Source organism: Bradyrhizobium sp. NP1, from assembly GCF_030378205.1.
GTDB lineage: Bacteria > Pseudomonadota > Alphaproteobacteria > Rhizobiales > Xanthobacteraceae > Bradyrhizobium.
In genome coordinates this window covers 1979000-1998450 of record NZ_CP127385.1, presented here as the reverse complement: position 1 = coordinate 1998450, position 19451 = coordinate 1979000, and the positions used below count along the sequence as shown (strand labels likewise).

The following is a 19451-nucleotide window of genomic DNA, read 5'->3' as shown; positions in this document are numbered from 1 at the left end:
TCTCTTTCGCCTCAGTTAGTGGAAGTCGCGGCCGTCGTCCCGGTCATGATCGTGGTCGCGATCATGATCGCGATCACGATCGCGGTCGAAATCGAACATGTCGAACAGATCGCCGATCGCCGGCATGTTGACGGGGACATAGGGGTTGTCATCGTCGATGCGCGGGTTGGGCAGATTGTCGCGGCTGCGCTGGCTCAGCTTGCCGAGATGCCAGTTGCGCTCGACGAATTTCACGAACGAGGAGTGCTCGCCATAGACGTGGCTGACATGACCGCCGCGCGAGAACGGCGAAACCGCGATCATGGGAATGCGCGGACCGGTGCCGAAGAAGTCGACCGGCTGAATGAAGCCCGAATCGTAGTAGCCGCCGCCTTCGTCGACGGTGACGAAGATCGCCGTGCTTTCCCACTGCTCGCGGTTGCTCCTGGCGAGTTCGACGATGTTCTTGGCGAACGCCTCGAACAGGTTGAACTTCGACGAGGCCGGATGACCGTCAAGCGCACCGTCCGGCTTCACATAGGATACCGCCGGCAGCGTGCCGTTCTTCAAGTCATTGAACAGGTCGGTGACGTCGCGCATGTGATCGGCGCGCATCGCCGGATAGTTGAGCTGATACTCGAACGGATTGCAGATGTCGCAATAGGTGCCGTCCAGCGGCGTGCCGGTGCCGGAGACGTTGTAGCCGCCGCCATAATACTTCCACGGAATGTTCTTCGCGCTCAGGAGGTCGCCGACGCTGGTCATCGTGACCGGCGGGATCGAGCCGGCCCCGCTCGGGGTGCCCTGCGGCGTCCAGGCCGGGCTGATGTTCACGGCGTTGTAGTAATGGCCGGCGTCGCACTTCGCCTGCACCGTGTACGGCAGCTTGCCGAGATAATCGAGGATCGGCTTGACGCCCGGCTGCGTCGCATCGGAGCAGTTGAACCACTGCTTGCGCAAGGTGTACTGGTTCAGCGTGTTGGGCCGCGGATCGGGGTTGTAGACGGTGCTGGCAGGCGGCGTCGCGGCGTTGCCGTGACCGTCGCCGAAGAAGACCTGGTCGGCAAAGCCGAGCGGAACGCTGTCCGGACCGGTGCCGCCCATGACGGGCTGGTGATAGTTGTCGCTGATCGTGAACTCGTCGGCGAGCAGCTTGAAGTAAGGCACGTCGCCGTTCTGCATGTTGAAGAAGGCCATGGTCTGGCCAGTGTCGTGCGGCGCGCCGCCGGGCGGCGTCGAATAGGTGGTGGTGACCGCCGACTGCAGATCGTGCAGACAACCGGTCGGGTTGCGGCGGCTGACATGCTCGGCGTCGATCGCGCAATCCACCTGCTGATACATCTGGAAGAACTGATGAATGGTGTCGGCCGTGTAGGCGTCGTAGGGCATGGTCGGGCCGGTCAGCTGGAACGGTCCCGGAGGCAGCGTGTTCACGTTGGTGATGCGGGTATCCGGGCCCAGGCTGTTGGGCAGCCCGGTGCCGCCGGTGCCGAACAGGAACTGCTGTGAAGGCGGCAGCCCGGGATCACCGCCCGGCAGGCTGAGAACACCGGCCGCCGGCGGATTCTGCACGCCGCCGAGATCGGGCGCCGGCAGTGTCGTGTAAAGCGTCTTGTTGGCCGAGCCCGCGCTGATGAAATACTTCCCGCCGTTCGGCGCGGAGCTGATCTGGAACTGGTGCGCTCGGTCGAAGTTTTCGTTCGGCGAACCGTCAGCCTTGACGATGCGCTCCGAGAGCAGGTTCAGCACGCGCTCATGGCCGGATTTCGGCGTATAGGTCGCGAACAAATGATCAAAGCTGCGGTTTTCGCCAACAATAATAATCACATGCTTGATCGGCGATGCGGTGCGGATCCGTTCGACCGGGTTGCGAGCATCGTCCCGATCACCGTCCTCGGCACGTACACCTTGCGCAAGTGCAAGGGTCGTCACGGACGCGCCAAGCAGCAACCAGCGAAGCCTGCGCGCGAGCGAAGCTTTTGACATAACCTTCTCCTGTCTGGAGTTTCTTGAGTGGGTGGGTGGGTGGTAACGAGGACGTTGGTATTCGGCTACGATGACGCGCGTTATTCCGCTGGCATGACGCTTCGACAACATCCACGCGACAAGCGTCGCGGCGAACGATCGGTGTTGTCGTCCTATGAAGGCGGCACGGCGAACTCACAGGATTTCGACGCCGCGCAAGCCCGCGACCCGACACGCTGGTCGTCTCGCGCAAGGATTTGTTCGCCTGTGGTCAAAACGATTCGGAAGCGAACGGAGATCTGGCCAGCCCGCCCGGGGCCCTCGGGGGATCGATGCCTGCGGAGATTCAGGAGCCCGCACCAGCATTTCGTCGATGCAGGCAAGCAGGCGCTTGATCTATAGTGGGCAACACGTTGGTTTCACACGGCGATCCCCATCATGCTCGCAGCGATCTGTTTCGCCCTGCTCTGCGTCGCAAGCGCCCTACTCGCATGGATCGACATCAAGCGTGGCATCATCCCGGACTGGCTCAACCTTGCCATCGCCATTGTCGGGCTGGCGCGGGCGCTCTCGCTTGGCGGCTGGACGGTAGCTTTGCAGGCCTTCGGCGAAGGCATCGCGATCGGCGCGGTCCTGTGGCTCTTGCGCGCGCTCTATTTCCGGATTCGGAAATTCCACGGTCTCGGACTTGGCGACGTCAAGCTGCTCGCCGCATCCGGCATCTGGATCGGCGTTGCCGGCGTTCCGCTCCAGCTCCTGATCGCTTCGCTGACCGCGCTTGCAACCGCAGGCATCCTCCATGTCGCAGGACAGACGATGACGCGGCAAACCGTCCTGCCGTTTGGTCCGTTTCTCGCGCTGGGACTTCTGGTTACCGCTGGGCTTCAGCAGAGCGGCTTCTAGTGGTCCGATTCCAACATTCACATCCCATCTGGGAGGCACGTTTGCGAACGTTAGAATCAAAGGACCACGAGCTAAGTTCTTAGTGCTAGTGGAGCTTTGGATTTGACGTTCGCATGATGGAATCGTGGCAAATGGGTAGCGAACGTCACATCCGCTCCACTAGCGCCGGGCCCTTCGTGGCGACGGATCGTCGTCCTGTGCCATTGCCTTGTCGGTCGACGCACGCGCCGCGCCGACGCTGCCGGCGCCGGGCTGCGGCAGGCTCAAGGTCGTGGTCTGCTGGTCGCGCTCAAGCGTCACCTCGCGGCCCTGCACCGCGCGCAGCTTCCAGCCCTGATAGTCCTCTCCGATCCTGAGGCGCAGCGCTGCCTTGGTCGCCTGATCGACGAAGATGCCGAAGCTTTCGTCGCCGCCAGCGATGGTGCCGACCAGCGCGAGCTGCGGACGCTCGATCCGGGGCGGCTTCGGCGCTGGCGGCGGCTTCACCACGGGTGCCGCGACGACGGCGGGTGGCGGCGGACGCCGCGACACCGAGAAGATCGGTCGCTCCCGCGTCGCAGACAGAGTGGCGAGCGGGATGCCCCAGAGCGGGTTCGCGCTCGGCGTGCGCGACGGCGCAACGGGCGGCGGCTCGGGCGGCCGCACGACGATCGGCGCGGGAGCAGCCGGCGTATCCCACAGCGAAGAGCCAGCCGGCGCGTCAGCGCGGGGAGGCACCTCCGCATCGAGCGATGGCGCGTCGGTCGGCAAAGCCGAGGTGGGTGCCGGCAGCACCGATCCGACGCACGCCAGCAGAAACAGCCACGTGGCGGTCCTTCTCGTCTTCCGCACCGTCATTTCGCCCCCTGCCATTGTCCCGAGACTGCGAGCAGAATGCGCAGCCTGCCCTCGCCTGCGCTTGCGAAATTCGCCGACGCCTGCACCGAGAGCTGATCGACGAACAGGAACGGCATACCCGCTTCGAGGTCATAGAGCAGTTGCTGCAGGCCCGGCTGATCGATGTCGCAGCTTGCGATGATGCTGACGAATCCCGCCTTGGACTGCGTGCCCTGCAGATCGACCTGCGACGACAGCACGTTGCCGCCGAGCCTTGTCACCACGGCTGAAACACGCTGCAACAATGCTGCGCCCGCCACCGTCACGGTCGCGCCTTCGAGGAATGGGGAGCCGGCAGGCGCGTTGATGTCGGAGCCCTGGCCGCGTGCCAACGCGGCCTTGCGGCCTTCGAACTGCTCCAGCATCGCGGACGCCGCAGCGACCTCGGCGCGCCGGCTCGCCAAGTCGCTCAATGCGCCGGCGATCTCGAACAGACATAGCATCAAGACGCCGAGATAGAGCGCGGCCGCGGGGAGCGGCTTGCCGAGGATTCTTCGCAAGGTCGCGACGCCGTTCATGATCCCGATCCAAAATAAGGTGTGATATGCGCCTCGATGTGGAATCGCTCGCCCGGGTCACTCTGGCCGCGCGTGGTTGGCGCGAAGAAGGTGGCCCGGGTGAATTGCGGCGACTGCTCCAACAGCCTGATCAGGGACGGCGCATCCTGGGTGAGGCCGACCACCTGCATCTTGTCGGCCTCGATCCTGAGCTCCGTCACATAGGTGGTGTCGGGCAAGGCCCTGGAGACGGCCTCGAGCACCATCACGCTCGGCGGCGAAGTCTGCTTGCGCCGGGCGAGCAGTGTTTCGGCCGATCCGCCGGGCTGCGCGATGCGCAGGGCCGCGCGCCGCTGCGCGATCCGCTGCTGCAGACCCTGCTGCTCCGCCTCCAGCCTGCCGCCGACATAGCCAGTGATCGCAAGCGTAAGCGCAGCTGCAGCTGCGGCACCAACCAGGGTCAGGCGCAGCAAGCGGGGAATATCGATGGCAGCGCTGCCGGCGCCGGCCAGCACTGTCTCGAACAGCTTGATCGGCTGCGCTGCCCGCCCAGCTTCGGACACCTCGACAATACCGGCGATGGATGTCGCGCCGAAACCTGACGCCAGCCTGAGCAGCGGCTCAATCCTTTGCCGCGCGGTCGCCGCGAGCGTCACCGCGATGCGATCGTTCGGTGCCGTCGCTGCTGCGGTGATGCCGAATAGCGCCTCACTCGCGGCCCAGGGCGTCAGACGGTCGATCTGTGCGCGGACCATGCCGTCGAGGAAATCGGCCGCCTGCCTCGGAAAATCGAGAGTGCGGAACAGCACCTGATCCGGCCTGAGCAACAGCTCGATGCGGCTGCCGCGCAGTACGGTCCGCCATTCCGCGCTCGGTGTCGGCTCGCACCGGTCGTGCGCCACATGAAATGACAGATCCGGCAGGACCGCGCCTTTCGGCGCAGCGACAAGGCACGCGGTGAAGCGACCATCCTCGCCCTCGACCATGCGGATACGCGGTTGCGGCCGGATTCTCGCCATCGTCGCGTTCACGGCCGCGGCGACCGCCGTGATCCAGACCGCGAGCAGTGCCTTCAATTCGGCAAGCGCTCCATTCATGACGACCTCCGCGCGCGGAAGCTTGCGGTCACGTCCTGCCACGACAGCACGCGATAAGGTTCCTCGTCGTTGCGAAGCACGATCACCACGTCGGATGCGTTTTCGCGGCCATTCGGAAGGCGAATGCGGACAAGGATGCGATAGGCACGGCTGCGCTGCTGGCTCGCGCTCGCCGCAGCCGTGCCCAGTGCCGCCGCGATCGCCGTCTTGTCGTCCGGCAACGCGCTGCGTTCATCGAGAAACGCCTTGAGGATCAGCGGCGTCATGCCGGGCAGCGATGCGATGACTTCCGGTGCCGCGGTCAGCACATCGACGCCGGAGGCACCGCTGAACACCGTGACGAAAGGCAGCGCGCGCTCGACCAATGCGGGCGACAGCCCGAGCACCAGACCGAGCTCGTTGATATGGACGAACGGCGCCTGGCGCGGCGAGTAGCTGCGGCCGGCGGCGCGATAGAGCGCGTCCTCATTGCCCGCGCTCTCCGGCGTCGAGCGGGTCCGCCACGCCACGATGCGATCGGCCCCTTCCCTGGCCTCATCCTCGCCAGCGCCAAGCACCGACAGCAGGCCGGCAATCAGCTCCTTCGGCGCCGCGTTGAGGTCGATCCGCGCCGCTTCGGAGACATAGGAGATGGCGAGGTCCGCGCTGCCGATCCGGATGCGGAATGCTCCTTGCGCCGGGCGCGACTCTTCCGCCGCGAGCTGCAACTGGTAGGCCGCAAGTTCGACGCCCGCCGACACCAGCGCTTCCGTCTGTGCCGCCGTGTCGCCAAGCGCCAGCGCCCGCGCCGAATTCGACAGATAGATCGAGAAGACCAGGGCGAGCGCGGCCAGGGCCGCAACGAGCCACAGCACCGCAACGATGACGAAACCCTGCTCGGACAGGCGAGGCGAATTCGCTTGCGTCATGAGGCGCCGCCCTCCCTGCTCGAGCCGCCGGCCGGCTTGCTGCCATCCTTGATGTCGTCCTTCGCTCCATCCTTCTGGTCGTCGTCGGATTTTGCGCCGGTAGCGGGCGCATTGACGTGAACCGGCGTCACCGTCGACACCGCCAGCACCCGCTCGCTTGCCGCATCGCGGACCGTCAGCATGATTGCCGCCGGCAGCTTGTCCATGTCCTGCCAGGTGTCACGGAAGAGGCGATCTGGCCCGGCATAGGAGAACGACAGCCGGAGGGGCGGTCGCAGCAGCACCACCGGATCGGCCGGATGAATCTGCTCTGATGGCGAGACGCCCGGCGGCAGCGGCGCAAACGGCATGCGTGTGCGCAGGGTCACCAGCCGCCCCTGATCGGTCGTCTCGCCGATCCGCACCACATCGAGGCCCACGCCAGCATTGGGACCGAGCGCGGTGCGCACAAAGGTGACCGACAGGGCCGACCCATCGAACAGCGGCCTTTTCCGCTCGCGTCCGGCGGCCACATATTCGGCCGCAGCGAGGTCGGCGGCGATCCGCTGCATCGCGATCCCGATCAGCTCGCTGTGCTGGATGCGATCGAAACCGCGATTCCAGCTCGGCAGCCATTGCGCGGTCAGCGTCGCGAGCGCCGACAGCACGAGCCCGGTCAACGCCAGCGCCACCAGCGCCTCGACCAGGGTGAAGCCCTGCTCGGCCCTTCGCCTGATGTCGGCTTGGCCTGTCATCGGCGCGCTCCCCGCATCAGACGGACGGTTTCAAGATCGACCGTGGCGCCGGTCGGCGAACGAACGCGGACCGTGACCAGCTCCGGTATCCAGGGCGCGTCCTTCACCTCCCAGTCGCCGCCGAGCGGCGCGATGTCGACCTGCCAACGATAGTCGCGCAGCTCGCCGGAAAGCCGCCCCGGGCCAAGCTCCTTGCGCTGCGGTATCGCGGTCGCGAGCACCGTCTGCACGGACTGCATCAGCGCCACATGGTTTTCCAGCTTCGTGACGCCGCGCGCATTGGTCGACATCACCGAACCGATCGCAACGATCGAGACCGCGACGACGGCAAGTGCGATCAGCACTTCCATGATCGTGAAGCCGGCGTCCGGCCGATCAGTTGGCGAGCGTCGGGCGCGAGACAATTTCGATCCTCCCGGTCAGCCAGTTCACGCGAATTTCGTAAGCCGTGTCGAGCCGCGCCAGCGCGATCGTGCCGCCGCACGACATGCCGTCAGCGAAGAAGCTGACGGTCGAGAGCGCCGGGCGCTGGCGGCAGGTCTGCGGCAGCAGCGCATCGAAGCGGACATCATCGGGAATACGCAACGTCTGCGCGGTCGCGCCGGACCGGATCGCGCGTGATGCCGCGTCGACCAGGGTCGAGACGTCGGCGCCGCGCCGAATTGCGGCGTTGCGATCGGCTTTCAGCAACGTCGCGGCTTCCAGCGCATAGGCCTGCAGCCGCGAGCGCGAAGTGTGATGGGGGACGAACGGCAGCAGCACAGCCGCCAGCATGGCGATGAGCGCGATCACGCACACCATCTCCAGAAGCGTAAAGCCCTGCTCGCCGGCCCTGCTCATGTGATGTTATTCGTTTCTTGCGCTCGTCATGGTGTCGAGCGAGATGTCGGCGGCGACGCCGGTGCCGCCTTCCTGCCCGTCCGAACCCAGCGAGATGATGTCGTAGGCGCCGTGCTCTCCGGGAGCGCGGTAGATGTACGGATTGTTCCAGGGGTCGTTGGGAACGTTGCCGCCCTTCAGGTAAGGGCCGTTCCATGCGGCGATACCCGGCGTGCGGCGAACCAGGGCGGCGAGCCCTTCCGCCGTCGACGGATAACGGCCCGCATCGAGGTTGAAGAGGTCAAGCGCGCTGGAAAAGCTCTGCATCTGGATCCTGGCCGCCTTGACCTTCGACTCGCTCAGATAATTGAGCACGCGCGGGCCGATCAGCCCCATGATCAAGCCGATGATGGTGATGACGACGAGCATTTCGACCAGGGTGAAGCCCTGCTCGCTCTCCCTGCTCGTCCCGGCTGCGACAAGCGAGCTAGGTGTCCCGATCCCGATTTTTCCTGACATGGCGATGCCCCCTATCCAACGAGCTGCGTGACCGACAACAACGCGGTCATGACCGAGACGATCAGGCCGCCGACGACAGCGCTGATCGTGATGATGGCAAGCGGCCCGACGATGGCCACGGCGCGATCGAGGCTGCGCTGCAATTTCGCTTCGTAGAACTCGGCGACCCGGCCGGCCAGCACGGGCAGTTGGCCGGTCTCCTCGCCGAGGCGGAGCATCCGCAGCGCCATCGGCGGCAGGCTATTCGAAGCCGAAAGTGCTTCCGACAGCTTGCCGCCGTGACGCACGCGATCGGCGGCCGCCGTCCAGGCTTCCACATTGCCCGTGACGGCCATGATGTCGATCAGGATACGCAAGGTGGCCGTCAGGCTGACACCGCTACCGAGCAGGACGCCAAGATTGCGGCAGAACAGGCTGGTCCGGTAGAACCGGAAGATGCCGGCAACGCCGGGCAGGCGCGCGAGGCCGGCGATGACAGCCGTTCGGGTGCCCGGCCGCCGCAGCAGCAGCCATGTCGACACGGTAAGCCCCGCACTCGCCGCCGTCAGCATCTCGCCATTGGCCCGCATGAAGTCCGAGATGCCGATGAAGACGCTGAGCGCGGAATCCGACTTGTTGCCGAAATCCTGCAGCACCGAGGAAAATTGCGGCAGCACGAACAGGATAAAGAACAGCATCACGCCAACAGCCGCGATCAGCACGAAGACGGGATATTGCATCGCATCCGTCAGCTTGCGGCGCATCTGCTCGGCACGCGCGCGTTCGGCGCCCAGCATCTCCAGCACCTGGTCGAGCGTGCCGGATACCTCGCCTACCCGCACCAGCGCGACATACATCGGCGCGAACAGATCGGGGTGTGCAGCAACCGCGTCGGCAAAGCTGTCGCCGCTCATGACTGCCGCCCGCATTTTGGCGACGATCGGACGCAGCCTGCCGACATCGGCATCGCCAGCCAGCAGTTCGAGCGCGTCGTCGAGGCGTGCACCGGCTTTCAGCAGCAGCGCGAGATCACGGGTGAAAGTCGTGACCTCGGTCGCGCCCGGCCGGCCGAACAGGCCGAGACCAGCGGACGCGTTGCGCTTTTCCTCCATCGTCTCGATCGGCAACAGGCGAAGATATTCGATCCGCGCGGCAACCTCGATCGCGCTCGATGCGGAAACAGTGCCGTGCACGATCTCGCCGCTCTGTGTCAACGCACGATATCGGAAGTTTGGCATGGTTAGCTCACCGTGCCGTGGTGACGCGGAGGATTTCCGCGGGCGAGGTCAGTCCGGCGCGGCACTTGGCGATGCCGTCGTCTAGCATCGTCGTCATGCCACCGCGGATCGCCGCCTGGTCGATCTTCAGCCCGTCGGTGCGCTCCCCGATCAGTTCGCGCAAGGTATTGTCCAGCTCCAGCACCTCGAACACGCCGAGCCGGCCGCGATAGCCGGCGCCGCCGCAGCGCTCGCAGCCGCAAGGCAGGTGCACGGTTTCGCCGGCTCGAAAACCGAGGGTGGTGAGGCGCGGATCTTCGGCGAGGTCCGCCTCGCTCAACACCCTTGCAGTCCTGCAGCGCTCGCAAAGCTGGCGCACCAGACGCTGTGCGATCACTGCGCGCAGCGTCGAGCGCAACAGATAGCCTTCGATGCCAAGGTCGAGCAGGCGCGGCACCGCGGCGGCCGCGGTCTCGGTATGCAGCGTGGTCAGCACCAGATGCCCGGTCAGCGCGGCGTGGACCGCGACATGCGCGGTTTCTGAATCGCGCACCTCGCCGACCATGATGACGTCGGGATCCTGGCGCACGAAGGAGCGCAACGCGCTTGCAAAGGTAAGCCCGATCGCCGGTTTGATCTGCGACTGGTTCACGCCGGGAATTTCGTATTCGACCGGATCCTCGATGGTCAGGATCTTGCGGATCGGCTCGTTCAGGATCGACAGGATGGTGGCAAGCGTCGTGGTCTTGCCGCTGCCCGTCGGTCCGGTGATGACGATCATGCCGTGCGGCAGCGTCAACAGCCGCCTGAGCCTCGCCTCATCGGCCGGCGCGAAGCCGAGCTTCTCGACCACCAGCAGGCCCCGATCCTTCGGCAGGATGCGGATGACGGCGGATTCGCCATGCTGGGTCGGCATGATGGCCACACGGATGTCGACGTCGGCACGCCCGGCACGCAGCCGCGCCGCGCCGTCCTGCGGCAGGCGGCGCTCGGCGATGTTGAGGCTCGCGATGATCTTGATGCGGGAGATCACCGCCTGCGGCAACACGCCGGCGGGCGCCGCGACCGGCCGCAACAGGCCGTCGATCCGCATCCGCACCACGAGCGCGGTCGTGAACGGCTCGATATGGATGTCGCTGGCGCGCAATTCGATCGCCTTCTCAAGGAGATCATTGACCGCGCGCACCACCGGCGCGCCGCTGGCGAGATCGCGCAGGCTTTCAATATCGTCCTCGCGCAGCCGCGGCATCCCGTCGATATCGCCGCCGTCGTCGGCGCGGTCATCGTTGAGCCGCTGGTCCAGCACCACCGCTAGATCATCGAACGAAGCGATGTGGAGCTCGACGTTGGGTCCCAGCACGATTTCCGCGGCGCGTCTCGCAGCGAGATCGGTCGGGTCGGCGACGGCGAGCGCGGTGCCATCCTCGGCCAGTCGGTAGGGGAAGATCAGCGTCTCGCGGAGGAAACGCGACGAAAAGGCTGCGACCAGTGGCGCTGCCGACAGCATTTCTTGCAGCGCAACACGCTTGCAATCAAAGAACTGCGCTGCCTGGTCGGCGAATTCGTTCGCCGACAGGTCGGTGAGCTCCCAAAGCTTGCCCTGTGCGACGGTCTCCTGCCCCGGCGCCGCCAGCCGCTGACCGGACGCGAGCTCCGATACGACCCTCGACTTGAGATGGCCAGCCCGGCCAAGATGCTCGACGAACTGCAATGACTGCTGGCCGGTCATGCTTCTTCCAGTTCGTGCTGCATGGGTAGTGATGCGGACAATGCGGCGCAGGCCGAGCCGCTTACCGCCAGAACCAGCGTTATTGATCTTCAATATGACATCTGTACGAAGCGCCGCAGGACGTGATCGAGATCATGGCAGAAAGGTCACACCGCTCTGTCATCAAGTCATCAAACAGCGACGGTAATTATTGCTGTCATCTTTCCTCGCTACGGGTACGGGCTTGCTCGGGTCGGCCTTCGCGCATGATCCAGGACCACAGTATCTAGAGTTGGATCAGCAACGACATGGTGCGCGCCGGCAATCAGGGCCGATCCCGGACGGCTGCACGCAGCGCCGGCGTCGTTGCGATGACGCTTGGCGTCACACTGCTTCTCACTTCGTGTAATCCGGCCACAATGGGGACGACGGCGCCTGCCGATATCGACGTGCTCGACAAGGTGCGTTCGCTCGACATCATGCCGCGGCGCACCGAGCTCGTGAATTCGGTGCAATCCAATGCCGGCGAGCGCGGCCGCGCCGCGGTGTTCGAGGGCACCGAGATATCCGATATTCCGGAAGTGCGGATGCAGCGAACCGCTGCCAGCGGCAACGGCTACGACCTCAATTTCGAGAACACGCCGATCGCGACCGTCGCCAAGGTGGTGCTCGGCGACATCCTGGGCACCGGCTATACCATCGATCCGCGCGTACAGGGCACGGTCAGCCTGGTGTCGGTGCGGCCGGTGCCGAAGTCCGACATCGTGTTCGTGCTGGAGAACGCGCTGCGGCTCAGCGGCGTGGTGCTGGTGCGCGACAGCGCCGGCTATCGCCTGACGCCGCTCGGCGACGCGGTCGGCTCCGGACGCGTCGACCAGGCCGCAGCAAACCCCGAGCCCGGTTACGGCGTTTCCGTGGTGCCGCTGCAATATGTGTCGGCGGCGACGGTCCTGAAGCTGCTCGATTCCTTCGCCACCAAGCCGGGCAGCGTCCGCGCCGATCCGACGCGCAACCTGCTCCTGATCCAGGGCACCGGCGCCGAACGGCAGACGGCGGTCGAAACCGCGATGAGCTTCGACGTCGACTGGATGCGCGGCCAGTCGGTCGGGATCTATCCCGTCGGCAACAGCGCGCCGGAGCCGATCATCGCCGAGCTGGAGAAGATCATGGATTCCGGCGAGAGCGGCCTCAGCCAGAACGTGGTCAAATTCCAGCCCGTCAGCCGACTCAACGCCATTCTCGTGGTCAGCCGCAAGCCGGCGCTGCTGCACACCGCCGCAAGCTGGATCCGGCGGCTCGATCATGCCGACACGGCGCGCAACAGCGTCCACGTCTACCGCGTGAAATATGGTGACGCCAAGCAGATCGCGCGGGTGCTGACCGACATGTTCATCGGCGGCTCGCAAGGATCGCTCGACAGTCCCGACAACCAGCTCGCGCCGGGATCGGGCCTGTCGGCCACGTCCAGCGCCGACCGGCTGTCACTGGGTGCCAACAACGCGTCGTCGGCCACGAGTGGCTTCGCCTCGCGCATGTCGACCGGCGGCAATGGCGGCAATGGCGCGACGACACCCGGCTTCGGCCAGCCGCTGCAGGCAGGCAGCGCCAACTCCTCCTCCGGCACCAGCGCGCTCGACAGCCGCAGTTCCGGCAGCGGCGGACAACCCTTGATGCAGAACGTGCGGATCACGCCCGACGCCGTCAACAACTCGCTCCTGATCTACGCCGACCAGGGCAACTACCGCATCATCGAGGCGACCCTGATGCAGGTCGACCAGCCGCCGCTGCAAGTGGCGATCGATGCCACGATCGCCGAGGTCACTCTCACCAACGAGCTCAGCTATGGCGTGCAGTTCTTCCTGACCAGCCACAATTTAGGCCTGCGGCCGAACCAGGGCTCTGTCCTCAACACGCAATCGACCCAGGCACCCGGGTCGACCACGACGAGCACAACCCCGACGACCGGCACCGACGCGACCAGCGCCGCGGCCGCCGCCGGATCGGTGGCCGGCGCCTTCATCAACCGCGCCTTTCCCGGCTTCAACTTCCTGATCGGATCGGAGGCGCAGCCCAGCGCCATCCTCGACGCGCTGCATACCGTGACCAGCGTCAAGGTCCTGTCCAACCCGTCGCTGGTCGTGATCAACAACCAGGCGGCGACCCTCCAGGTCGGCGACGTAGTGCCGGTTTCGACCGGCAGCGCCACCGTGCTGACGACCAGCAATACGGTGGTCAACACCATCGACTATCGCAACACCGGCATCATCCTGCGCGTCTCGCCCCGCATCAACGTCAACGGCAACGTGCGGCTCGAGGTGGAGCAGGAGATCAGCAACGTCTCTCCGACAACCGCGGCCAGCCTGACGCCGACCGTCTCGGAACGCCGGGTGAAGAGCTCGATCTCGGTCGCATCGGGACAGACGGTGCTGCTGGCCGGCCTGATCAGCGAGCAGCAGAATGGAAACCGCAACGGCATCCCGCTGCTCGACGAAATCCAGGGGCTGGGCGACGCCTTCTCGCACCAGGACAAGAAGGGCACCCGCACCGAGCTCATCATCTTCATTCGTCCCCAGATCATCCGCGACGGCACGGACGCGCATCATATCGCCGAGGAGCTGCGGTCGAAGCTGCGTGGCAGCGTGGGAGCAAGCACCGATGATTTGCGGGTTCGCACGGTCCGCTGAGCGCCGCGCCATTGTCGCGCGCGCGCCGATCGCAATAGCGGCGCTTCTCGGCATGCGGCTGCGTATCCTTGCCGCCGGTCTCGTTCTCCTGCTCTGCTCGTTTCACGCGCTTCCGGCGCGGGCGAACACCGTCGCACGTGCCAACGCGGCCTATGCGCGGGGCGACTATATCGCCGTCGTCAGGGTGCTGACGCCGCTTGCCTTGCGGGGCAATGCCCAGGCCCAGGCCTTTCTCGGCTTCATGTATGAAAACGGCTATGGCGCGCCGCAGGCCTATGATGCGGCCGCCGACCTTTATATCCAGGCGGCATGCCGAGGCAATCCGTTCGCGCAGAGCATGCTCGGCCTGATGTACGACAAGGGTCACGGCGTGCCGCAGGATTTCATCCTGGCCTACAAATGGCTGAACCTGGCGGCGGCGCGCGCGTCAAAGCACGAGCGCGACTATTATTTGCGGCTGCGCAACGCGGTCGCTTCCAAGATGTCGCCCGATCAGATCGTTACGGGCCAGCGGCTTGCGCTGGCCTGGGCGCCCGGACTTCCCTGAGCAACAAATCCGTTCGCGTGAAGCCTGGCGTGGCCACGGCCGAACTCCTGGTCCCGCGTAGTTCGGTCCTCGCCACGCCAGACATCACGCGCGCCTGCAAGCGCCAGCATCACGCTCCGATCACACAGCGGCCGATTCATGTGCACGCCGAGCAACCGTCATGGGCGTGTCAATTCGTCGCAACAACCCGCGCCGTAATGTGCGAGCCGTCGGCAATTTGCATCTCATGTTCACCCGCCGACGTCGGGAGAAAAGAATGAAGGGATCAAGATCGAAATTGAAAGCGCCGGTCTCGCTGGCGCTGGGCCTGTTCTTTCTCGGTGCTGCCTCGCAATCGGCGTCTGCGGCCTGCCAGCTGAATGCGCCGAGCGGTCAGATCAAACGTGTCATCAACATCGTTTTCGACAACGTGCACCTGCGTCGCGACAATCCGAACGTTCCGTCCGATCTGGAGCAGATGCCCAACCTGCTCAACTTCATTCGCGATAACGGCGTCGTCAGCGGCAACCACCACACGCCATTGATTTCGCACACCGCGCACGACATCGTCACCGGGCTCACCGGCGTCTATGGCGACCGCTCCGGCATTCCGGTTGCCAACTCATACGGCTTCTTCAAGCCGGACGGCAGCGTCAGCTTCTCGCCCTCGTTCCTGTACTGGACCGCGCTCGGCGGCGACGGCAAGCCCGAGATGCTCGACGAACGCGGCAAGACTGCACCGGCGCCATGGGTGCCCTTTACCCGCGCCGGCTGCGATGTCGGTGCCTTCTCGGTCGCCAATATCGAATTTGAGCGCGTTCCGGACGACGTCACGACCTTCTTCGGCGCCGGCAGCCCGCAGGACACTGCGGTTCGCGTCCAGCTTGCCTCGCCAAGCGCAGCGGTCCGGCAACAACCGACGACCGACTATCTCGGCATCGCCGTCCATTGCGCGGTCGGCAGCCGGCTCTGCAACAACAGCAACGCCGCCAACGACACCCTCCCTGACGAACCTGGCACCTATGTCGGCTTCAAGGGCCTGTTCGGCAACATCAACGTGCAGCCGGTGATCTCGCCGTCCGGCCCAATCAAGGACCTCGACGGCAACATCATCGCCGATCAGTTCGGCCGCCCCGGTTTCCCGAACGGCTTCAGCCCGCTGGCGACGCAGTCGCTCGGCTATGTCGCGACCATGCTGGAAGCCGGCGTTCAGGTGATCTACGTCTATATCGCGGACGCGCACGACAACCGTTTCGGTTCCGGCACCTTCGGTCCCGGCGAAGCCGGCTATGTTGCGCAGCTCAAGCAATATGACATCGCGTTCGGCAAGTTCTTCCAGCGCCTTGCCGCCGACGGCATCACCAAGGACAACACGCTGTTCACGGTGACGCCCGACGAGAACGATCACTTCGTCGGCGGCGCGCCGACGCCAGCCAATTGCGATGGCGTCAACGTGCCCTGCACCTACGCCGCCGGCCAGAAGGGCGAGATCGACGTGCTGCTCAATCGCCTGCTGTTGACCCAGCGCGCCAACGCGACGCCGTTCTCTGTGCACAGCGACGATGCGCCGACCTTCTATATCAACGGCAACCCGGCGCCGACGGATGCCGTCACCCGCACCATGGAGCACGATCTCGACGCGCTGGTCGCGACCAACCCGATGACCGGCAGCACCGACAAGCTGTCGCGGCTGCTGGCCGACCGGGCGGAGATGAAGCTGTTGCACATGGTTACCACGAGCCCGGCGCGCACGCCGACGCTGACCATGTTCGGCAACGACAACTACTTCTTCGAGACCGGAAGCGGCGGCGCATGCGCGAACCAGTCCGACTGCGTCTTCGTGGGACCGGCCTTTGCCTGGAACCACGGCGACTTCCAGAAGGACATCACCCGAACCTGGGTAGCGATGGTTGGTCCGGGGGTGCGTTCGCTGGGCCGCGACGACCAGGTGTTCACCGACCACGCCGACGTGCGGCCGACGGTCATGGCACTGGTCGGCCTGAAGGACGACTACGTGCATGAAGGCCGCGTGGTCGCCGAATGGCTGCACGAGCAGGCGCTGCCGCAAGGCATCCGCGAGCGCCACGAAGACTTCACGGAACTCGCGCGGGTCTATAAGCAGCTCAATGCGCCGCTCGGCCGTCTTGGCCGCGCCAGCCTGGTGTGGTCCAACCACGCCGTCACCGGCAACGACAAGATCTACGGCCGCTATCTGAAGCAGATCGCGGCGATCACCGAGGAGCGCGATGAGCTCGCCGGTCAGATCAAGACGGTGCTGAACAACGCCTCGTTCCATAACCAGCCGGTCGGCGAAGGTGCGGAAGACGGCCTTGGCCACCGCGCGCGAGAGCTGATCGACCGGGTCGAGGATCTTGCCGAACGCAGCCGAGGTCTTGAGGACTGATCGCGGCGAGAAATCGCGGCACAACAAAGCGACAGGGCCCGCCGGCATCACCGGCGGGCCTTTTGCATTGCCGTCAGGAGAGTGTGACGGTGCGCCGACCGCGCGACGCGATGCGCTTGACAATGGTTGTCAAGACAACTATCAGCCTTCCTAAAGGCTTGACGCCGACAAGAATGGACAGGGGAGGCGAGCCGATGGCGCACCGCCGTCGCATCGTGATCGCAATCACGCAAGGCGCCCGCCACGCAGCGTCCGCGTCCCTGTGGAACAGCCGTCCCCGGCACGCGCGGCAGAACATTTCTTCCACGATCAATCGATCCACTCCGGCGATCCCGGCACGCAAGGCGTGTTCCTGCGTCAGCCATCGCGGGCGCCGGCCTCAAGGGAGAACAGGATGAACGTTCCATTCCAGATGAAGGCCGATCTGCTCGCGATCGCGGACCTGATCGACGATCGGCCTGCCGAAGGCGTGTTCCAGGTCGATCGGCGCATCTTCACAGACCCTGAAATCTTCGAAGCCGAACTGCGCCATATCTTCGAAGCGACCTGGAATTTCATCGGACTGGAGACGCAGGTCGCGCGTCCGAACGACTTCGTCACGACCCATATCGGGCGCCATCCGATCCTGCTCGCGCGCGGCGCGGACGGCACCGTGCGCGCCTTCCTCAACACCTGCCGGCACCGCGGCACGGTGGTGTGCCCGTTCAAGCGCGGCAACCAGAAATTCCACGTCTGCCGCTATCATGGCTGGGCCTATGACAGCACCGGCCGCAACGTCTCGATCACGGAGCAGGCAAGTGGGCAATATCCACCCTCGTTCGCCGGTGCCGATCACAACCTGATCCCGGTCGCACGGTTCGGCAACTATCGCGGCTTCCTGTTCGCGAGCCTGTCGCCCGACGTTCCGCCGATCGAGGACTACCTCGGCGAGGCCCGCGCGTTTCTCGACCTGATCGTCGACCAGAGCGACAGTGGCCAGCTGGAATTCGTCCCCGGCGAGAGCACGTACACTTTCGATGCGAACTGGAAGCTGCAATTCGAGAACGGGCTCGACTACTACCACTTCGCCACGACCCACAGCTCCTATGTCGACATCCTGAAGAAGCGAAAGGCCGCGGCCAACGCGGACGACGGCTTCACCGAGGAAGGCGAGCACGAGGTCGAGGGCCAGGGCAGCTTCAATTTCGATCACGGCCACGCGGTGAACTGGTCGATCAAGCGGACCCAGCTCTACGGCCGCCCGCTCGGGATGGACCCAGCACAGCTCGAAGCGGTGCGCCAGCGCGTCGGCGGCGACCGCGCCAAATGGATGCTGCGCCAGCGCAACCTCACGATTTTCCCGAATCTCCAGGTCATCGACATCCTGTCGGCGCAGGTCAGGACCTGGCGGCCGCTCGCCGCCGACAGGACCGAAATGGTCTCGCACTGCCTCGCGCCGGTCGGCGAAAGCCCCGCGGCGCGCGCCCTGCGCATCCGCAACTACGAGGATTTCTTCAACGCGTCGGGGCTCGCGAGCTCCGACGACAATCTGATGTATGAGTTCTGCCAGACCGGCTATGACGCCGCGCGCGCCGGCCATACCCAGGGCTATCTGCGTGGCACCGCGGCTGCCGGTGCCGGCGACAGTCGCCATGCGGGCGAGCTGGGCATACGGCCGGCCGAATGGTCTTTCGGGCCGCCGACTTTCGGCGGCGAAACCAACTTCCATCCAGGCTACCGGGAATGGCAGCGGCTTCTGAAGCGCGCCGCCGCGGAGGCCCGCTAATGTCAGGGCCGGCCATGAATGGCGATGCGACGCAGATCGCGGCCGCGACCATCTACCGGGAAGCCCGCCTGCTCGATCGCGGCGACTGGGCGGACTGGGTCGCGATGTACCGGCCGGATGCGGTGTACTGGGTGCCGGCCTGGCTCGACGAGTACGAGACGACCAGCGATCCGCAGACCCAGGTCTCGCTGATCTATCACGACAACAGGCGCGGGCTCGAAGAACGGATTTCCCGGATCGAATCCCGCAAGTCGATTACCGCGCTGCCACTGCCGCGCACCGTGCACCAGATCGGCAATGTCGAGGTGATCGAGGCGAACGCGAGGGAAATCGTCTGCGAATCCGCCTTCTCCGTTCACGTCTACGATCCGCGGGTCGCCAGGGAGCACGTCCGCCACGGCCGCTATCGTCATACGCTGTCACTCGATGACGGCGGCTGGAAGATCGCGCGCAAGGTCATCACGCTCGTCAACGACCGCGTACCCACGGTCCTCGATTTCTACAGCATCTGACCATGACAGCCCCGCAAGGAACCTGGCACGAAGCCTGCGCCCTCGACGCCGTCAAGGAAGGCGAGCCGCTCGGACTCGAGATTGCCGGCGCGCAGCTCGCGATCTACCGCGTCGGCGCGGATTTCTTTGCGACCGGCAACATTTGCAGTCACGCCGAAGCCATGCTCTCGGACGGGCTTCTGGACGGATACGAGATCGAGTGCCCGCTGCACAACGGCCGCTTCGACATCCGCTCGGGCGAGGCGCTGACGAGTCCGGTCGAGATCGACATCCCGACCTATCCGGTGCGGATAGAAGGCGACAGGCTTCAGGTGTACTTGCCCGGCGAATAGGACGCGGCCGACCAGGGAGGAAGAAAG

General features: G+C 65.3%; 18 protein-coding genes. 7 read left to right on the top strand and 11 right to left on the bottom strand.

Annotated features, from left to right (window positions below; all coding sequences use genetic code 11):
• Positions 1 to 15: 15 nt before the first annotated feature.
• Positions 16 to 1965, bottom strand: a complete 1950-nt coding sequence (locus QOU61_RS09600; RefSeq protein ID WP_289657867.1) for an alkaline phosphatase family protein — start codon at positions 1963 to 1965, stop codon at positions 16 to 18.
• Positions 1966 to 2382: 417 nt separating this feature from the next.
• Here QOU61_RS09600 and QOU61_RS09595 point away from each other — a divergent pair, with 417 nt between their 5' ends.
• Positions 2383 to 2847 carry a prepilin peptidase gene (locus tag QOU61_RS09595; RefSeq protein WP_289657866.1) on the top strand — a complete coding sequence of 155 codons (465 nt, stop codon included), beginning with the start codon at positions 2383 to 2385 and terminating at the stop codon, positions 2845 to 2847.
• Positions 2848 to 3006: 159 nt separating this feature from the next.
• Here QOU61_RS09595 and QOU61_RS09590 read toward each other — a convergent pair whose 3' ends face one another.
• Genes QOU61_RS09590 through QOU61_RS09545 form a run of 10 tightly spaced genes read right to left on the bottom strand, consistent with a single transcriptional unit; the run spans position 3007 to position 11222 of the window.
• Positions 3007 to 3684: a hypothetical protein gene (locus tag QOU61_RS09590; RefSeq protein ID WP_289657865.1), complete on the bottom strand. Its 678-nt coding sequence runs from the start codon at positions 3682 to 3684 to the stop codon at positions 3007 to 3009.
• Positions 3681 to 4241, bottom strand: coding sequence for a type II secretion system protein GspM (gspM, locus tag QOU61_RS09585; protein WP_289657864.1), 561 nt, complete (start codon positions 4239 to 4241; stop codon positions 3681 to 3683). The genes QOU61_RS09590 and gspM overlap by 4 nt, the downstream gene beginning before the upstream one ends.
• Positions 4238 to 5317, bottom strand: coding sequence for a PilN domain-containing protein (locus QOU61_RS09580; protein ID WP_289657863.1), 1080 nt, complete (start codon positions 5315 to 5317; stop codon positions 4238 to 4240). Before QOU61_RS09580 ends, gspM begins: the two co-directional genes overlap by 4 nt.
• Positions 5314 to 6225, bottom strand: coding sequence for a type II secretion system minor pseudopilin (locus tag QOU61_RS09575; protein WP_289657862.1), 912 nt, complete (start codon positions 6223 to 6225; stop codon positions 5314 to 5316). Before QOU61_RS09575 ends, QOU61_RS09580 begins: the two co-directional genes overlap by 4 nt.
• Positions 6222 to 6959 carry a PulJ/GspJ family protein gene (locus tag QOU61_RS09570; RefSeq protein WP_289657861.1) on the bottom strand — a complete coding sequence of 246 codons (738 nt, stop codon included), beginning with the start codon at positions 6957 to 6959 and terminating at the stop codon, positions 6222 to 6224. The genes QOU61_RS09575 and QOU61_RS09570 overlap by 4 nt, the downstream gene beginning before the upstream one ends.
• Complete coding sequence (locus QOU61_RS09565; RefSeq protein ID WP_289657860.1) at positions 6956 to 7363, bottom strand: prepilin-type N-terminal cleavage/methylation domain-containing protein; 408 nt, start codon at positions 7361 to 7363, stop codon at positions 6956 to 6958. Before QOU61_RS09565 ends, QOU61_RS09570 begins: the two co-directional genes overlap by 4 nt.
• Positions 7335 to 7799 carry a prepilin-type N-terminal cleavage/methylation domain-containing protein gene (locus QOU61_RS09560; RefSeq protein WP_289657859.1) on the bottom strand — a complete coding sequence of 155 codons (465 nt, stop codon included), beginning with the start codon at positions 7797 to 7799 and terminating at the stop codon, positions 7335 to 7337. The genes QOU61_RS09565 and QOU61_RS09560 overlap by 29 nt, the downstream gene beginning before the upstream one ends.
• Before the next feature lie 6 nt (positions 7800 to 7805).
• Positions 7806 to 8297, bottom strand: a complete 492-nt coding sequence (gene gspG / locus QOU61_RS09555; protein ID WP_289657858.1) for a type II secretion system major pseudopilin GspG — start codon at positions 8295 to 8297, stop codon at positions 7806 to 7808.
• Positions 8298 to 8308: 11 nt separating this feature from the next.
• Positions 8309 to 9514: a type II secretion system F family protein gene (locus QOU61_RS09550; RefSeq protein ID WP_289657857.1), complete on the bottom strand. Its 1206-nt coding sequence runs from the start codon at positions 9512 to 9514 to the stop codon at positions 8309 to 8311.
• Between the two features lie 7 nt (positions 9515 to 9521).
• Positions 9522 to 11222 carry a GspE/PulE family protein gene (locus QOU61_RS09545; RefSeq protein ID WP_289657856.1) on the bottom strand — a complete coding sequence of 567 codons (1701 nt, stop codon included), beginning with the start codon at positions 11220 to 11222 and terminating at the stop codon, positions 9522 to 9524.
• A 287-nt stretch (positions 11223 to 11509) separates the two neighbouring features.
• On the opposite strand from QOU61_RS09545, the gene gspD reads away from it, so the two are divergent.
• The 6 genes from gspD (at position 11510) to QOU61_RS09515 (ending at position 19424) form a co-directional block, all read left to right on the top strand.
• Positions 11510 to 13885, top strand: a complete 2376-nt coding sequence (gene gspD / locus QOU61_RS09540) for a type II secretion system secretin GspD (protein WP_289657855.1) — start codon at positions 11510 to 11512, stop codon at positions 13883 to 13885.
• 52 nt (positions 13886 to 13937) lie between these two features.
• The gene (locus QOU61_RS09535) at positions 13938 to 14432 is read left to right on the top strand and encodes a tetratricopeptide repeat protein (RefSeq protein WP_289657854.1); all 495 of its coding nucleotides are present in this window, start codon (positions 13938 to 13940) and stop codon (positions 14430 to 14432) included.
• Positions 14433 to 14688: 256 nt separating this feature from the next.
• On the top strand, positions 14689 to 16815 hold the full coding sequence (locus QOU61_RS09530; protein WP_289657853.1) for a hypothetical protein: 2127 nt from the start codon (positions 14689 to 14691) through the stop codon (positions 16813 to 16815).
• A gap of 394 nt (positions 16816 to 17209) precedes the next feature.
• Complete coding sequence (locus QOU61_RS09525) at positions 17210 to 18580, top strand: aromatic ring-hydroxylating oxygenase subunit alpha (protein ID WP_289657852.1); 1371 nt, start codon at positions 17210 to 17212, stop codon at positions 18578 to 18580.
• Entirely contained in the window at positions 18580 to 19092 is a 513-nt protein-coding gene (locus QOU61_RS09520; RefSeq protein ID WP_289657851.1) for an aromatic-ring-hydroxylating dioxygenase subunit beta, read from the top strand. The genes QOU61_RS09525 and QOU61_RS09520 overlap by 1 nt, the downstream gene beginning before the upstream one ends.
• Before the next feature lie 2 nt (positions 19093 to 19094).
• Positions 19095 to 19424 (top strand): non-heme iron oxygenase ferredoxin subunit, encoded by a 330-nt coding sequence (locus QOU61_RS09515; RefSeq protein WP_289657850.1) that lies wholly within the window; start codon positions 19095 to 19097, stop codon positions 19422 to 19424.
• Positions 19425 to 19451: the final 27 nt, after the last annotated feature.

Coding starts and splice junctions, on each gene's coding strand:
- QOU61_RS09575 (WP_289657862.1), bottom strand. CDS start 6,225: ATGACGCAAGCGAATTCGCCTCGCCTGTCCGAGCAGGGTTTCGTCATC.
- QOU61_RS09550 (WP_289657857.1), bottom strand. CDS start 9,514: ATGCCAAACTTCCGATATCGTGCGTTGACACAGAGCGGCGAGATCGTG.
- QOU61_RS09515 (WP_289657850.1), top strand. CDS start 19,095: ATGACAGCCCCGCAAGGAACCTGGCACGAAGCCTGCGCCCTCGACGCC.
- QOU61_RS09520 (WP_289657851.1), top strand. CDS start 18,580: ATGTCAGGGCCGGCCATGAATGGCGATGCGACGCAGATCGCGGCCGCG.
- QOU61_RS09570 (WP_289657861.1), bottom strand. CDS start 6,959: ATGACAGGCCAAGCCGACATCAGGCGAAGGGCCGAGCAGGGCTTCACC.
- QOU61_RS09530 (WP_289657853.1), top strand. CDS start 14,689: ATGAAGGGATCAAGATCGAAATTGAAAGCGCCGGTCTCGCTGGCGCTG.
- QOU61_RS09525 (WP_289657852.1), top strand. CDS start 17,210: ATGAACGTTCCATTCCAGATGAAGGCCGATCTGCTCGCGATCGCGGAC.
- QOU61_RS09580 (WP_289657863.1), bottom strand. CDS start 5,317: ATGAATGGAGCGCTTGCCGAATTGAAGGCACTGCTCGCGGTCTGGATC.
- QOU61_RS09545 (WP_289657856.1), bottom strand. CDS start 11,222: ATGACCGGCCAGCAGTCATTGCAGTTCGTCGAGCATCTTGGCCGGGCT.
- QOU61_RS09535 (WP_289657854.1), top strand. CDS start 13,938: ATGCGGCTGCGTATCCTTGCCGCCGGTCTCGTTCTCCTGCTCTGCTCG.
- gspG (WP_289657858.1), bottom strand. CDS start 8,297: ATGTCAGGAAAAATCGGGATCGGGACACCTAGCTCGCTTGTCGCAGCC.
- QOU61_RS09600 (WP_289657867.1), bottom strand. CDS start 1,965: ATGTCAAAAGCTTCGCTCGCGCGCAGGCTTCGCTGGTTGCTGCTTGGC.
- QOU61_RS09590 (WP_289657865.1), bottom strand. CDS start 3,684: ATGACGGTGCGGAAGACGAGAAGGACCGCCACGTGGCTGTTTCTGCTG.
- gspD (WP_289657855.1), top strand. CDS start 11,510: ATGGTGCGCGCCGGCAATCAGGGCCGATCCCGGACGGCTGCACGCAGC.
- QOU61_RS09595 (WP_289657866.1), top strand. CDS start 2,383: ATGCTCGCAGCGATCTGTTTCGCCCTGCTCTGCGTCGCAAGCGCCCTA.
- QOU61_RS09560 (WP_289657859.1), bottom strand. CDS start 7,799: ATGAGCAGGGCCGGCGAGCAGGGCTTTACGCTTCTGGAGATGGTGTGC.
- gspM (WP_289657864.1), bottom strand. CDS start 4,241: ATGAACGGCGTCGCGACCTTGCGAAGAATCCTCGGCAAGCCGCTCCCC.